Consider the following 15,134-nt stretch of genomic DNA (forward strand, 5'->3'; position numbering starts at 1 on the left):
TGAAAAGGAGGCTCTTTATTTTGAAAATTTTTAAGTATTTACTCTTTTTGTGTCTACTTTATTGACATCTATCCAAAATCTTTACCATATCCTTTTCCTCTTTCTTCGTTAGAAATGAATAGCATTTCTAAATGACGTTCCACAATTCCCATAAAGCCCACAGGAATTCCATTTTCGTTTTCTACAATAATTAAATGAGGTATCTCTTTTAAAGCTTGTGGTACGTATTTCTTAATAGCTCCTATTTCGCTTTCTGATAGAAAAAGGTGTGTTGCTTTTACAGAACTTTCCCATATTAACAATAGTTCCCCCATCAATGACTCTGCTCTATTTTCTACTTCTATAATTTTCATCTATTTATTCTCCTATTATCCAACTCATAAAGAAGCTGTACTATACCTAAGTTGTATTCTTTTAAAATTTCAACTTGACAGCTTTTCTTCATAATTAATATTTTCTATCTATTTTTTCAATCATAGATCCCCATATGACCGATCCTTTTTTGAAGCACTGCTATAATGCTTCTACAGCATAGCATTTAAAACTGATGAAGGCAGAAGCTGAGGAAACGAATGCGCGCAATGCGATTTTGTTTACACTACAAAATCTAGCGTCTGCGCATTTGATTCGTTTTGAAATAGAAGTGGAAATTACGCGGGAAGGGAAAGCAAAAACGCTCTATAAGACTTCGCAAAAAAATATGCAAGTTGCACCTAATTCCCACTTCGCCTATCCTATTTCCCTCTCCAAACTATAAAAATAATCCTTCTGCCATTTTTGAGTCCTTTGGGCTGCTTTGTTTAAATCCTGACTCCATTCTGGATAAACGCGCATGGCCATTTTCCCATTCTTATTTTCAGCCTTAGCAATCCCCTTATCAATAAGCACTTTTTTAGGGAAAGCAAAAAAACCCTGCTTTTCTCCATCCACGACCACAACTACCAACATAGCTATTTCTTCGTAAGAAAAAGCCTGATTTTCACCTGATTCATCTTTTTCCCAAAAAGTGACAAAATATCCCTCTTTTTTTGGTGTTTTTTTTGCCAACCTGCTTCTTATCTTTATTCCCATCTCCTCTGATTTAATTATCATACCCTCATATTCTTGATTTTGTTTTTCTATTTTCAAAACTTCAAATTGTCCAAACTCCATTTGCAATATCTTTTTCGATAGCAATCGACTCAACTCTCTCTCTTCACTATAAAGCTAACTACAAATCCCTTTCAACTAACCCGCTCTCCTACTTCCCCACTTCAAGCCCATAATCAAGCATTTTAAAATGGGCCAGGAGCGCACTACGGGCGTTTTCCTCAACCAACTGAAGCACCGCTCGTTTCTCGCCACGCTTCGGCGTTTTCACTTTCACACCTAATTCTTCCGCCAATTTTCTCGCATCAATTCTCGCGCCAACGAGCAACTCTTTCGGTAGCAAATGATTGGGATGCTCATAAAATGACTGAATATATGCTTCAACCACTCCATCATTTATTTCTTCCACTTGCTCCAAAATTTGAGCAAAGCGACCAACGATGGCACCATTTCGCACAAAAAAGATTTGAATCGAAAGCGAATCGTCGTCATAGACAAAATCAATGACATCTCGGTCGTCTCGATCTTTAATCACGACTTTTTGCTTTTCTGTTACTTGGTCAAGCGCCGCAATCCATTCTTGAACTTCCTGCGCTCGCTCAAATTGCCATTCACTGGCCGCTAAATCACGCCGTTCTTCAAGCTCGCGCCGAATGGCTAGGTGCCCCGCATGGAAAAACCGCTTAATCCGATCAATTTGTGCTTGATATTCTTCCGGTGAAACTTCCCTCGCACACGGACCAATGCACATCCCCAAATGGTAGTAGAAACAAGGTCGCCCCTTTTTACCACTACAGTGACAAAGCGGATAAATTTTTTGAAGCAGCTCCTTCGTTTTTTCCGCCGAATATTTACTGGCGTACGGGCCAAAATACGCTGCACCATCTTTTTTAATTTCGCGCGTCACCTCAAGTCGCGGGTTTTCTTCGTTCGTAATTTTGATATAAGAGTAGTGCACTTCGTCCTTTAAAAGGATATTATAAGGAGGTTGATACTTCATAATAAGCGACATCTCAAGCAGAAGCGCTTCTTTCTCTGAATCAGTGAGGATCAACTCTAAATCCTCAATATAATGAACAAGACGCGCTGTTTTCCCAGTTTGCGTCTTCGTAAAATAAGATTTTACTCGTTTTTTTAGATTTTTGGATTTCCCAATATATAAAATGTCCCCCGCCGCATCCTTGTAGATGTAGCACCCTGGCGACTCTGGAAGCATGCTTAACTTTTGCTTTAACAAAACCTTACTCATAAGGCAACTCCTCCAAGAACAATCGTTCGTGTTTTCATTTTAGCCCTTTCTGTTTCGCTTGTAAAGTTCCAATTTTCATCAAGTTTAACTTGAGATTTTATGTGCAACAAATAAACATATCAATAAAAAAGTTTTTAGAAAAACAAACTTTTTCCCTTTCTGGTACGTCTAATAAGTGGAGATATTTTTAGGAGGCTTCTACCGGTATGAATAAAAATTTGCAGGAGCGCTTTTTGGAATGTGTAACCGAATATAAAGATGATTTTTATCGTGTGGCTTATAGCTATACAAAATCACAAGCGGACGCGCTCGATATTATTCAAGAGTCCATCCAAAAAGCCTTGTTAAAACTCCCGGCTATTCAAAAGAAAGAAGCGATGAAGAGCTGGTTTTACAAAATCGTAGTGCGAACTGCGCTCGATTTTCTAAGAAAAAATAAAAAAATCACATTGATGGATCATGAAGTTTTGGCTAGCCTACAGCCTGGCGCAAATGATCAATATGAAAATCTCGATTTAAAACAAGCGCTTGAACGGTTACCCGTAAAATATAAAACCGTCATCATTTTGCGTTATTTCGAAGATCTTTCCATCCAAGAAATTTCTTATATCATTAATAAAAACCTTAGTACGACCAAAACGCGACTTTATAAAGCACTCCAGCTATTGCGTCTTGATTTAGACGAGGAGGATGAAGATATTCATGAATAAAGAACTTAAAAATCTCAAACAAGCCTATCAAAAGATTCCCATCCCAGAACAAACGCTTGACCAAATCATTCAAAACGCATCGCAAGCGAAGCCTAAAAAGAAACGTCATCCCATTAGATGGAGTATTGCTGCGGCTATTCCCGTCTTACTAGCAATTTTTCTTGTCGTTGTCACAACAAACGAATCACTTGCCCGCGCGATGAGCGACGTTCCAATTTTAAAAAACATCATCACCGTCATCACTGGCAAAAACTATCAAGAAAAAACCAAAACAACCGAAGCCAATATCAAAACACCCAAATTAAGCGGCATTCAAAATCCCGAACTCGAGAAGAAACTGAACGATGCTTATGATAAAGCAGGCGAAGCCCTTTACGAAGAATACCAACGTTCCAGTCAAAATCACGGTGAGCATTTCTACGTTTCTAGCGATTATCAAGAAATAACGAACACCAAAAAACTGCTCGTCCTTGAGTTTACCGTTCAAGAAACCCGCGCTAGCAGCTACACCGAGCACACATATCTCGTGATGGACAAGAAAAAAATGCGCTTGCAGATCTTTTCAAAAACGACCGCTACGTGTCACTCATCCAAGCTAATATTCAGGAGCAAATGAAAAAACAAACTGAAGCCGATCCAAATAAAATTTACTGGGACGAAAGCGAACTGAAAGCTGCGCTGAGCAAAAAGCACCTAGCCAAAAGATTCTACATCAACGCCAAAAATGAGCTCGTCTTTTCTTTCAACGACTACGAAGTGGCGCCTGGTTATATGGGATCCGTTTCATTTGTAATCCCGACATCACTCATTCAAAACGACTTAAAAAAAACGACCTATCTCAAATAAGGGAGGACCAAAATGCGCAAAAAAAGAAGACATAAAAAACTACGGTTGAAACCCGCAATTCTCGCTTTCCTGATTTTGCTTGGAGTAAGCTCCGCTTGCTTGTTACTCTTTGAAAACTTAAACACCAAGAGCGCCAAAAAGCAACCAGCCAAAACGGAAAAAATCGTCACTAAAAAGACGACCGCACACAAGACGAGCGCCAAAAAGCCGCCTAAAAAAGTATCCGAAAAGCCAAAACCCGTGACAGAAAAAAACGTTTTCCTAACCTTTGACGATGGTCCTTCGCCATTTTTAAGCCGATTTAATCGCCTGCTACAACAAGAAAAAATCCCTGCAACCTTCTTTTTCATCGGCGAAAACTTAAATCGCATCCAACCCGAAACCGCGAAAGCGATACTCGCATCCGGATCCAGCATCGGTTGGCACAGCATGACACACGATGCGAGTTTACTTTACCGCAAAAACAACCCAACCTTTCTCGCCGAAATGGAACAAGTTCGAGCACTCGGACGCGAAAAGTTGGGCATAACAAGCAACCTAATCCGCGCCCCTTACGGCAGCACCTACTTGAGCAGTGAGCTTCATCAAGAAACAAAAGACAAAGGCTTCACACTCCTTGACTGGAATATCGACAGCAACGATTGGCGCTACAAAATGAATTCTGCTCGCGTCGTTGAAACCGTCTTGCACCAAGCGAGCGCCTTAGCCAAACAAAAAGAACCCCTTGTCATTTTGATGCACGAACGAAAAAACACCCTAGAAGCACTCCCAGCCATTATTGATGCCTTGAAAAAAAACGGCTACAGCTTCCAAGCTTACAAAGAAAACACGCCATTTAAACTGAATTTCAGAGAGCGCTAGGGCAAAAGCGCATTTGCACGAGGTGAAACGAATGAAAAAAATTATCCACGGGTTAGCATTAATCCTCTTAACGATCCTGTTTGTTTGGATCTCCGCCCAGTTTGTTTCAAGCAGCGATTTCAGACAAGCAGAATCCACCTTTTATTTTATAATTGAGCAAATAAAAAAATAAGGCTTGAGTGTCTTTTAATGGACGCTCAAGCCTTATTTTCATTCATTAAACAGCCGTATAAGCACCGTCTACCACAAGAATCGTACCTGAAACAAACGACGCTTCGTCACTTGCCAAGAAAGCCACACAATTTGCTACTTCTTCTGGTTTTCCTAAGCGACCCATTGGGTGAAGCGAAATCAATTCATCACGTGCTTTTCCTTGAGCTGCTTCAATGAGCGGGGTATCAATGTAGCCTGGTCCAACCGCGTTAACCCGGATTCCATGTTCCGCATAAGTTGCGCCAAGCGTTTGCGTTAACAATTTAACGCCACCTTTTGCAGAAGCATACGCCGTTACGCCTCGTTTCCCAGCAAGACTGTGAATCGAACCCGCATTTACAACTGAACCCCCATGACCTTGTTTCATCATTTGTTCAATCGCATATTTATCCGACAAAAAGACACCATTTAAATTAATATCAATCGTTTTTTTCCATTGATCGTATGGAAGTTGGTCAATATCCGCATCATTAGCAATCCCTGCATTCGCGAACATAATATCCAGTTTCCCAAAAGATTCTACCGTTTTTTCAATCATTTGTTTAATATCTTCTTCACTCGTTACATCCGTTTTTACAAAAATCGCTTCATAACCAGTATCACGCAATTCTTGTGCAAGTTCTTCGCCTTTATCCGAGAAATCAGCAATCACTACTTTCGCCCCTTCGCGAACAAAACGTTCAACCGTTGCTTTACCAATTCCACTTGCACCACCTGTAACAATTGCTACCTTGTCTTTTAGTCTCATGACCATTCTCTCCTTCAGTTTAAAATATTTGCGCTTACATATTAAGTATACGCCCATTTCAAGACGATAAACAATCGTTTTGCTCGCTCCCATTCTCTTGACTAAAATCAAAAAGAGCGTTTATAAATTCACATTTGTGGTAAAATAAAGCCAAACAACTATATAAAGGGAGCTATATGAATGAATACAACCAAAAAAAGGAAATTACTACCCAATGATATGACCATCATTGACACTCACCAAGCGAGAAAAGCTGTTTTCGCAACGGGACTCGGAAACGCGATGGAATGGTTCGATTTCGGAATTTATTCCTACCTTGCCGTCACAATCGGGAAAGTTTTCTTCCCAGAAATGGAAGGAACGCTGCAGCTCGTTTACACCTTCGCCACCTTCGCGATTGCCTTTATTATGCGGCCAATCGGCGGCTTCGTTTTCGGAGCACTTGGAGATCGTTTAGGCAGGAAACGCGTGTTGACCATTACGATCCTGATGATGGCTTTTTCAACGCTTTGCATTGGCTTGATCCCAAGCTATCAGTCTATTGGCCTAACCGCCTCATTCCTGTTACTCGCTGCGCGCCTTGTCCAAGGTTTTTCAACCGGCGGTGAATATTCAGGCGCAATGACATACATAGCAGAATCCGCGCCCGATAAAAAGCGTGGCATTCTAGGAAGTGGACTTGAAGTCGGAACCCTATCTGGTTACATTGCCGGAAGCGGACTCGTTACACTTCTAACCTTTATCTTAGGCGACCAGGGAATGGTCGATTGGGGATGGCGAATTCCTTTCTTCATTGCTGCCCCACTTGGTTTGATTGGCTTTTACTTACGAACAAACCTAGATGAAACCCAAGCGTTCCAAGAAATTCAAGAATCCGAACAAGACCAAAACGAAACAGAAGAACAGCCAACCTTCAAAGATATCTTTCTTTATTTCAAAAAAGAATTGTTCTTGTGCATCGTCATCGTTGCTTTTTTCAACATCACAAACTACATGCTCTTATCGTACATGCCATCTCATTTGAATTCCGTTTTGGGCTATGAAAACTCCAAATCGCTCTTACTCATTTTGGTCGTCATGGTGCTCATGATCCCAATCGTCATTTTAATGGGGCACTTAAGCGATAAGTTTGGCAACAAAATCATCACACAAATTGGGCTTGTCGGCTTGATTCTATTTGCCATCCCAGCTTTCTTACTTTTGCGTGATGATAACACCCTAACCGTGTTCCTAGGATTGCTCCTTCTAGCCCTGTGCCTCTCTTGCTTTGAAGGAACCGTGCCATCCATGTTACCAACCTTATTTTTCACAGATGTACGTTACCGGGCATTATCCGTTTCGTTCAACGTATCCGTATCCATATTCGGCGGAACAACACCAATGATCGCCTCTTTCTTGATCGATAAGACTCACAACAATTTGATGCCCGCCTTTTATCTTGTTCTCGTTGGGCTAATCGGCATGATCGTCTTCACGCTCATGTTCAAACAAACATCCGGAAAATCACTCCGAGGCTCACTTCCAGCCGTAGAAACAAAAGCAGAAGCTAAAAAAATGGTGAACAATCCTAAAAAAGCGCTTTGGTGGCGCAAAGAAGCCAAAGAATTGCGTAAAAAAAGCCAAGAAGAAGATAAATAATTGCTTACAAAAAAACAAGCTTTCAAAAACGAAAATCCGTTTTTGAAAGCTTGTTTTTTAGTGATTCCATTAAATCAATTAACCATTTTTCTTCACAAATTCCGACTTCAATTTCATTGCACCAAAGCCGTCAATCTTACAATCAATATTATGATCGCCTTCTACAAGGCGGATATTTTTCACTTTCGTACCGATTTTAAGTGCAGATGAACTTCCTTTCACCTTCAAATCCTTGACAACCGTTACAGAATCTCCATCAGTAAGTACCGCACCGTTTGCATCACGCACAACTAGTTCTTCTTGCGCACTCGCTTCTTCTCTCGGGCTCCATTCAAAACCGCATTCCGGACAAATCAAAAGCTCTCGATCCTCATACGTATAAGTTGATTTACACTCTGGGCAATTTGGTAAGTTTGACATTTATCATCTTCCTCCATTCATGAATTACCTCTATTATAGCCCATCTGTATATTTTTTCACAGGAATTTTTTAAGCTGCTACTTAACAAAACAACCAAGACCCGATATAATAAACAAAGAGTCTTTTATCTTATCAAGTTAATTTAGAAAGAGAGTGTTCTTAATGGGCCGTAAATGGGCAAATATTAAAGAAAAAAAAGCGTCAAAAGATACAAATAACAGCCGAATCTATGCAAAATTCGGGATCGAAATTTATGTAGCAGCTAAACAAGGCGAACCAGATCCTCATGCAAACCAAAAATTGCGTTTCGTCATTGAACGATCGAAAACCTACAACGTCCCTAAACACATCATTGATCGTGCTATTGAAAAAGCCAAAGGAACAGGCGATGAAAACTATTCCGAATTACGCTACGAAGGTTTCGGACCAAATGGATCCATGGTGATCGTTGATGCCTTGACGAACAATGTAAACCGGACAGCCTCTGATGTACGTGCCGCTTACAGTAAAAATGGTGGTAACATGGGCGTAAGTGGAGCCGTCTCTTACATGTTCGACAACACAGCCGTTTTTGGCGTCGCAGGTAAAAGCGCGGATGACCTACTTGAAATCCTGATGGAAGCTGACGTAGACGTACGCGATATTCTTGACGAGGACGACCAAGCGATCATTTATGCCGAGCCAAGCGATTTCCACCAAGTACAAGAAGCACTGAAAGCTGCAGGAATCGACGAGTTTAGCATTGCTGAAATTGAAATGCTTCCTCAAAACGAAGTTACACTTGACGGAGACGATTTGGTTAAATTCGAAAAAATGATTGATGCCCTTGAAGATCTTGAAGACGTTCAAAAAGTCTATCATAACGTGGACTTGTCCGCCGAATAAAGCGCAAAAAAAGAGACTTGCTCAAGTCTCTTTTTTTGCTTGCAGATAAGCCTTTGCTTCTTGATTTACTTGTTTTAAATCTACGTTTTGTTTTCTAGCTGCAAAAATACAGCCGCAGTAACATTGTCTGTAAATATCATATTCCTCGCACATCTCAACGGACCGCTTGTAGCCGCCTTTTTTCTTAAAATCACTTGGGAGATAGCGCACATCATAAAGCTGTTGCACTTCCGCACCAATCGAATTAATTAGCGAACTATTTTTGTGCGGGCTAATCGTGAGCGCACTGCCAAAATAATCAGCACCCAGTTCCTTAGCTTTTAGCGCTGCTTGATCGAGTCGCATCTGAAAACAAGCGGAACAGCGTAAGCTGCCTTCAGGCTCATCTTCAAGCCCCTTAACAGCACACAAGAATTCCTGCGGTCGGTAAGCTTCCGCAATAAATTCAACATGCTGCCCCGTCTGATTATTAAAAGCCTCAACGAAATCCGCTTGCACTTGTTTACGTCGTTCAAATTCAAGGCGCGGGTGAATATTCGAATTAGCAAAATAAAGCGTCACATCCGCATACTGCGTCAAATATTCGAGCGTATACGTGCTGCACGGCGCACAGCAGCTATGTAGCAAAATTTTCGGGCGGACATTTTCTTCCTTCCACGAATGAATCATTTTTTCTAACAAACGATCATAATTGATTTTTTGATCCGGCTGCATTTTTTCAAGTAGTTCCATCAAATCAGGCATCAACATCTTCAAAAATTCCTTCTTTCATTTCATTTGCTGTAATTTTGCTAACGTTGGATTCGTATCACAAAGAATATCCAAGTTGCGCCAAATCTTATCAGGTGGAAAATCCCACCATTTGAGCTCAAGCAAGTAAGCAACAATCTCATCATCAAAACGCGCTCGAATTTGACGAGCTGGGTTCCCACCAACAATCATGTAAGGCGGGACATCCTTTGTCACGACAGAACTGGCCGCAATAATCGCTCCGTCTCCGATCGTAATCCCCGGCATAATCGTAACATTTTGTCCAATCCAAACATCATTTCCAATCACCGTATCCCCTTTAAAAGGCAGATCCGCTAAACTAGGCGTTGCTTTCTCCAAACCATGCCCCAAAATATTAAATGGATATGTTGTCACAGAATCCATCCGATGATTCGCACCATTCATAATAAAACGAATTCCCTTAGCAATCGCACAAAACTTCCCGATCACAAGCTTATCAGAAAGAAAGTCATACAAATGCTCGACATGATCCTCAAAGTCTTCCGGATTTTCCGGATCATCATAATACGAATAATTCCCGACAATGATATTCGGATTTTTCACACAGTTTTTAATAAAAACAAGCGACGGAATAGCTTCATTCGGATAAAGCGCATCTGGATTTGGTCCAAGCATGTGACGTCAACTCCTTTGATTAGAATTGCTTTTAAGTATACCACACTTTCAAATGCCACTAAAGCTTGCGCAAGTGCTGCTTCAAAAGGCGAAGCGCTTTATCCGGATACCGCTCAGACAAAAGCCCCATCATCTGGAGCACATAATCCTGATCCAAAAATAGCGTCGGACTTTCCGGCAAAAGCCGCCTCGTATCCATTCGGTCCGTCGCCGCTAGAAGCACACGATTCGGGTTAATACTATGCGTTAACACCCCGCCAGTTCCAATAACCGCCTTCAAATAACGCAAATCCTTCCCCGTTTGTTCAAACACATAACGAGTGGGCGTAGCCACCTTTTTCAAGAAACCCGAGTGTCGCTCTACCGCCTTTTGAATCGCACTACTCGCAATCGCATCGTCCAAATGGCGCTCTGCCTCACTTTGTGGGATAAAATCCGGATGCGCCTCCCGAAATAAGCAACCCTCCCGAATTAAAGAAGCATCCCCCTTGAAGTACCTTGCAATCTCAGACTCCCCAACCGCTTGATACAAGCTGTACGCCGAGTAGCGCATCCCAAGATCCCCTTCAACCGTTCGTTTCAAAACAGGTTCCGCAAGCCCCGTTAAAATGATATCCGCTTCCTTCACAGCTTGCTGTTTACCGACCGAGTGAACATCCGTTGTCGCCCCGCCGACATCCACCACCATCAATTCGCCAAGTCCAGCTTCCCGTTTCGTGCCATATGCAAGTAGTTCAGCCGCCTTCAAAACAGCAGTGGGAGTTGGCAAAACAATCCGCCCGATCCGCTCAGAAACCGCTTCAAACCCGTTTGCTTCCACAATCTTTTTCATGAAAATTTCACGTAACACTTTGCGCACGGGTTCCGTCACTAAAACGCCTGCTTTCGGCATCACATTTTCAGTAAAATAATACTCGAGATGAGATTCCTTCAAAATGTGCTCAATTTCTGTATTGGCTCGCTTATTCCCTGCCACAACAAGCGCTACATTTCGCTCGAGTTCAGTTAGCTTTTTGGCATTTTGTATAATATAAGATTGATTGCCGCCATCCGTGCCACCCGCAAGTAGAATTGCATCAGGTTCAAGCTCCGCCATTTCCTGCAAATCTTGATCCGTAATAAGCGGAGCATAAACTTTTAAAATGCGCGCTCCCGCTCCTAAAACCGCTCGTTTCGCAGCTTCCGTTGTCAAACTTTGCGTAAGTCCAATCACGATCAACCTAAAGCCACCACGTGCAGAAGAACACGCTAAACGCTCTTTAAAATCCATTTTCCCAATTTGTTGTTCCATTTTTGCGAGCGCTCGTAAATAACCAGCTTGAATATCCGTTTGCACCGTTGTTTCACTTTGTGTCGCCGCAAGAATGGCTGGACGATCCAAATCCACTGCAACCAGTTTTGTAAACGTACTCCCAAAATCAATCAATAAAATCGGCTGCATTTTTCTCTCTCCTCTCCAAAAAAGCGCCGGTTCCTCGCCCGGCGCTTCCTCTAAAAAACCACTTATTTAACTTGCAGCTCAAGCGAAACAACTTGTTCCACAGCTTCCACCAAACGCCCGCTTATAAGAACTTCTGTCGCTTTTTCTAGCTCGTCATAAATCTCGATGTCGCGGTCATTTTCAATGAAGTCCGAACTCTTACGGAACACATCATACGCCGCTTGTGTACCCTTGCCGAGCTTCCCAGCTTGTTTTTCATCAAAGTCTAGTGCTTGGCAAGCAGCCATAATTTCAGTTGCAACAACACGCCGTGAGTTGTTCACAATGTCACGAGCTTTCCGAGCCGCAATCGTCCCCATGCTGACAAAATCTTCTTGGTTTTCACAAGATGGAATCGAGTCAACACTTGCCGGATGCGCGAGCACTTTATTTTCCGAAACCAGCGCAGCCGCCGCATATTGCGTAATCATGAAACCAGAGTTAAGCCCTGGATGTTTAACAAGAAACGAAGGAAGTCCACTTAACGAGTGATTGACGAGGCGTTCCACCCGCCGTTCAGAAACATTACCGATTTCTGATGCGGCAATACCAAGAAAATCAAAAGGTTGCGCAAGCGGTTCCCCGTGGAAGTTCCCGCCTGAAATGACCTTCCCGCTCTCCGTTACAATCGGATTATCCGTTGCCGAATTAATTTCAATCTCCACTTTTGCTTTTACATAGCTAACACTATCTTTATTCGCTCCATGGATTTGTGGGATACAACGCAGCGTATACGGATCTTGAACACGTTCAGTTGAAGCATGCACCACTTTTGTACTGCCTGCCACCAAATTCCGCATATTTTGTGCAGTTGCCAGTTGTCCGTATTGTGGACGAATCCGGTGAAGTGCTTCGTCAAACACATCGACAATCCCATTATGGGCTTCAAGTGACAACGCCCCAGCAATATCAGATAGCTTAACGAGCTCAACCGCATCATAAGTAGCAAGCGCTCCAATCGCCGTCAAAACGGTTGTACCATTGATGAGCGCAAGACCTTCTTTGGCTGCCAAGTGGATCGTGTCGATTCCTGCCTTCTGCATCGCTTCTTTCCCTGAAAGCAGTTCGCCTGAAACGTAAGCGCGGCCAAGACCAAGCATTGGTAAAACCATGTGCGCAAGCGGAGCCAAATCTCCAGAAGCCCCAAGCGAACCTTTCTCCGGAATAAACGGTACCACGTCTTTATTGAGCATCGCTAGTAAAGTTTCCACCGTGCTGAGTCGTATTCCGGAGCAGCCTTTCACTAGTGAATTAATGCGAATCAACATTGTAGCGCGAACTTCTTTACGTGAAAGTGGATCTCCAAAACCGCTCGAATGCGTTCTAATCAAGTTTTCTTGCAATTCACTTGCATCTTCTGGCGGAATGCTAACGCTTACAAGAGAACCAAAACCAGTCGTTACCCCATAAGTTACGCGGTTGTTTGCGATAATATCATCAATGATCTCACGTGATTTTTTCACTGCTTCGATAGCTTCTGCTGAAATTTTTACTGGCCAACCTTCTCTTGCAACACCTACAACATCATCCAAAGTTAAATCATTTCCTGTTAAAATTACTTCTTTCGTCATTTTTTCACACCTCTTCATGTTTTAATTAACTAGTCTTCCACTTTTTCACTTTGTCGTCCTTTTTTCCCGTACATGACAAAATAAAGAATACTCGTGATACAAATAGCACCAATTGTAAAGATAATATTGCTCAAGCTTGAAGATGATATAATCCAAAGACTGACGATAACACTTAAAACCGCAATAAAAGGTCCGAAACGCAGTTTGAATCCTGGATCTTCGAGTCCTTTTTTGCGCAGTGCAATAACAGAAAGTGCAGTTGGAATATATTGAATAAACCTCATCAACACACTCAATTGAGCTAATTGTTCAAACGAACCACTCATAACTAGAAGTACGGCTAATACACCAGAAACGACAATCGAAAAAATCGGTGCTTCATGCTTATTTTTTTTCGCAAAAACTTTTGGTAAAAGGCCATCCTCAGCAATTGAACACGCATAACGAGGAATCATCATCGAATCTCCTGTGTTTAAGCCACCTACTGAAATCAAAGCACCAATTGTAATGATAAACCCTCCAACTGGACCAATTATTTTAGTAAACGCATCTTGCACAGGCGTATCCGTGCTCAAAATCCCATTTCCAAGTTGAGCAATCGTTCCGGCAATAATCAAGAAATAAAGCAAGGATACAATGATGATCGACGTAATAATCGCTTTTGGAACGTTCTTCTTAGGGTTTCTCATTTCGCCAGCAACAACTGGTAATGCTTCAAATCCAATAAAGGCATAGAAAACCACTAGTGCAGATGAGCTCATTCCTTGTAGGAAGTTTTTCCCCGGTTCAAGTTGAACAAATGGTGTAAAGTTACCCGCATTAATCCCGCCTTTAATGAAGAAAATAGCAATCACAACAAAGGCAACGATTGGAATTAATTTTGCAATTGTAATCGTAATCGTAAAAATTTTAGACGTCTTCACACCGAAGCTGTTAATTATTGAAAGTAAAACAATCAATACAATAGCAATCCACATTTCAAAAGGCTTAAATGATGGAACAAGTGCAACGAACAAGCGCGCAAATCCAGCTGCCATTGCCCCCCATGCAATAACGGTAACCGCCCAGCCAAGCACGCCGACATTAAATCCGACAAAATCTCCAAAAGCCGCTTTCGAATATTGAAAAGCTCCGCCATTTTTATCAAAATAGCCTGCGACTTCTGCAAAGCAAAGTGCTAAAAGTAATACCAACAATACATCTACTAACATTGCAACTAAAGATGCTGGTCCAAGTCCTTCATAAATGGTTCTGGGTAATAAGAAGATTCCTGAACCAATCACGGCATTGATTCCATACAATGTCGCTCCACTCAAACTGAATTTCGACTTTTCATTTGACGTTTGTGTAGCCATTTTCTGTCCCCTCTCACTATGACGGGCATGACTATACACGTTTTCGTATCATCTTTTTATATTGCTGATTTTTGCTTCGATCGCAATAATGTCAGAAGAAGAATATGTATTTGCAACAGGCTGCATCGTCATTTGGTTAACAGCTTGAAGAAATAGGCTGTCCCCTTTCCTTAGCACGACAACTTGACCGTCTGAAAAACGAATCTGCATCTCTTCGACCAAAGAGTAGTAAAAATAATCCGCCCCTTTTTCCACTTCATATTTTTCTTCCGGTTTTATCAAAGATAATGATCCGGTATAGGTAGGTGTATAAATTAAATTAAAATCTGTACATTGCCCGTAACTTATTGTAGTCTCTGCCCCACTAAAGCTATCTTGTTCAAAAACAGAAAGTTTTACTTCTCGTTTTCGCGTAGCATTTTCGTGAATCAGATCAATCTCACCATCTAGAATCATAAGTTCTCGCCAATAAGAAGACAAGGAGGTAAAAGTCGAAGTTGGTAAATTAACAGTCGCCGTTGAAATCCGGTACATAAAATCACGTTCTTCATACAGCGCTTTTTCCGGCCAAATCAAAAGTTCTGTTGTCGTTCCACCAGGCCAAATGCTCTTTTTATACTCCGATTTCCGCTTAATTACCATCTCCACGACCTTTCCCTCCT

General features: G+C 41.8%; 18 protein-coding genes. 7 read left to right on the forward strand and 11 right to left on the reverse strand.

Features of this window, described 5'->3' with window-relative positions:
* Positions 1-68: 68 nt before the first annotated feature.
* Positions 69-353, reverse strand: a complete 285-nt coding sequence (locus HCK02_RS08390) for a GNAT family protein (RefSeq protein ID WP_208970461.1) — start codon at positions 351-353, stop codon at positions 69-71.
* A gap of 194 nt (positions 354-547) precedes the next feature.
* Between HCK02_RS08390 and HCK02_RS08395 the strand changes: the two genes are divergently transcribed.
* Positions 548-757: a WxL protein host-binding domain-containing protein gene (locus tag HCK02_RS08395; RefSeq protein ID WP_167629675.1), complete on the forward strand. Its 210-nt coding sequence runs from the start codon at positions 548-550 to the stop codon at positions 755-757.
* Here the strand turns inward: HCK02_RS08395 and HCK02_RS08400 are convergent.
* Together HCK02_RS08400 and uvrC are read right to left on the reverse strand one after the other, a co-directional pair.
* Entirely contained in the window at positions 730-1,185 is a 456-nt protein-coding gene (locus HCK02_RS08400) for a MepB family protein (protein ID WP_246215561.1), read from the reverse strand. The genes HCK02_RS08395 and HCK02_RS08400 overlap by 28 nt on opposite strands.
* A gap of 55 nt (positions 1,186-1,240) precedes the next feature.
* Positions 1,241-2,338, reverse strand: coding sequence for an excinuclease ABC subunit UvrC (uvrC, locus tag HCK02_RS08405; protein WP_167629676.1), 1,098 nt, complete (start codon positions 2,336-2,338; stop codon positions 1,241-1,243).
* A 206-nt stretch (positions 2,339-2,544) separates the two neighbouring features.
* Here uvrC and sigV point away from each other — a divergent pair, with 206 nt between their 5' ends.
* Genes sigV through HCK02_RS08425 form a run of 4 tightly spaced genes read left to right on the forward strand, consistent with a single transcriptional unit; the run spans position 2,545 to position 4,755 of the window.
* A complete protein-coding gene (gene sigV / locus HCK02_RS08410; protein WP_167629677.1) occupies positions 2,545-3,048 on the forward strand; it encodes an RNA polymerase sigma factor SigV in 504 nt (167 codons plus the stop codon).
* Complete coding sequence (locus tag HCK02_RS08415; RefSeq protein ID WP_167629678.1) at positions 3,041-3,664, forward strand: PdaC/SigV domain-containing protein; 624 nt, start codon at positions 3,041-3,043, stop codon at positions 3,662-3,664. Before sigV ends, HCK02_RS08415 begins: the two co-directional genes overlap by 8 nt.
* Positions 3,661-3,894: an RsiV family protein gene (locus HCK02_RS08420; RefSeq protein WP_246215562.1), complete on the forward strand. Its 234-nt coding sequence runs from the start codon at positions 3,661-3,663 to the stop codon at positions 3,892-3,894. The genes HCK02_RS08415 and HCK02_RS08420 overlap by 4 nt, the downstream gene beginning before the upstream one ends.
* A 12-nt stretch (positions 3,895-3,906) precedes the next feature.
* Positions 3,907-4,755 carry a polysaccharide deacetylase family protein gene (locus tag HCK02_RS08425; protein ID WP_167629680.1) on the forward strand — a complete coding sequence of 283 codons (849 nt, stop codon included), beginning with the start codon at positions 3,907-3,909 and terminating at the stop codon, positions 4,753-4,755.
* Positions 4,756-4,972: 217 nt separating this feature from the next.
* Here the strand turns inward: HCK02_RS08425 and HCK02_RS08430 are convergent, their stop codons facing one another.
* Positions 4,973-5,716, reverse strand: coding sequence for an SDR family NAD(P)-dependent oxidoreductase (locus HCK02_RS08430; RefSeq protein ID WP_167629681.1), 744 nt, complete (start codon positions 5,714-5,716; stop codon positions 4,973-4,975).
* Between the two features lie 180 nt (positions 5,717-5,896).
* On the opposite strand from HCK02_RS08430, the gene HCK02_RS08435 reads away from it, so the two are divergent.
* Positions 5,897-7,354: an MFS transporter gene (locus tag HCK02_RS08435; RefSeq protein WP_167629682.1), complete on the forward strand. Its 1,458-nt coding sequence runs from the start codon at positions 5,897-5,899 to the stop codon at positions 7,352-7,354.
* Between the two features lie 78 nt (positions 7,355-7,432).
* Here the strand turns inward: HCK02_RS08435 and HCK02_RS08440 are convergent, their stop codons facing one another.
* On the reverse strand, positions 7,433-7,774 hold the full coding sequence (locus HCK02_RS08440; protein ID WP_167629683.1) for a zinc ribbon domain-containing protein YjdM: 342 nt from the start codon (positions 7,772-7,774) through the stop codon (positions 7,433-7,435).
* 162 nt (positions 7,775-7,936) lie between these two features.
* Here HCK02_RS08440 and HCK02_RS08445 point away from each other — a divergent pair, with 162 nt between their 5' ends.
* Positions 7,937-8,659 carry a YebC/PmpR family DNA-binding transcriptional regulator gene (locus tag HCK02_RS08445; protein ID WP_167629684.1) on the forward strand — a complete coding sequence of 241 codons (723 nt, stop codon included), beginning with the start codon at positions 7,937-7,939 and terminating at the stop codon, positions 8,657-8,659.
* 21 nt (positions 8,660-8,680) lie between these two features.
* Here HCK02_RS08445 and HCK02_RS08450 read toward each other — a convergent pair whose 3' ends face one another.
* The 6 genes from HCK02_RS08450 to HCK02_RS08475 all read right to left on the reverse strand — a co-directional run bounded on the left by HCK02_RS08450 (position 8,681) and on the right by HCK02_RS08475 (position 15,114).
* A complete protein-coding gene (locus HCK02_RS08450; protein WP_167629699.1) occupies positions 8,681-9,403 on the reverse strand; it encodes an epoxyqueuosine reductase QueH in 723 nt (240 codons plus the stop codon).
* Positions 9,404-9,427: 24 nt separating this feature from the next.
* Positions 9,428-10,066: a Vat family streptogramin A O-acetyltransferase gene (locus tag HCK02_RS08455; RefSeq protein WP_167629685.1), complete on the reverse strand. Its 639-nt coding sequence runs from the start codon at positions 10,064-10,066 to the stop codon at positions 9,428-9,430.
* Between the two features lie 58 nt (positions 10,067-10,124).
* On the reverse strand, positions 10,125-11,507 hold the full coding sequence (glmL, locus tag HCK02_RS08460) for a methylaspartate mutase accessory protein GlmL (protein ID WP_167629686.1): 1,383 nt from the start codon (positions 11,505-11,507) through the stop codon (positions 10,125-10,127).
* 62 nt (positions 11,508-11,569) lie between these two features.
* Positions 11,570-13,117, reverse strand: a complete 1,548-nt coding sequence (gene hutH / locus HCK02_RS08465) for a histidine ammonia-lyase (RefSeq protein WP_167629687.1) — start codon at positions 13,115-13,117, stop codon at positions 11,570-11,572.
* Positions 13,118-13,146: 29 nt separating this feature from the next.
* Positions 13,147-14,472, reverse strand: coding sequence for an APC family permease (locus HCK02_RS08470; RefSeq protein ID WP_167629688.1), 1,326 nt, complete (start codon positions 14,470-14,472; stop codon positions 13,147-13,149).
* 48 nt (positions 14,473-14,520) lie between these two features.
* Positions 14,521-15,114, reverse strand: coding sequence for a HutD family protein (locus HCK02_RS08475; RefSeq protein WP_246215565.1), 594 nt, complete (start codon positions 15,112-15,114; stop codon positions 14,521-14,523).
* Positions 15,115-15,134: the final 20 nt, after the last annotated feature.

The sequence above is a fragment of the Listeria valentina genome (assembly GCF_011800755.1).
GTDB classification, from domain to species: domain Bacteria; phylum Bacillota; class Bacilli; order Lactobacillales; family Listeriaceae; genus Listeria; species Listeria valentina.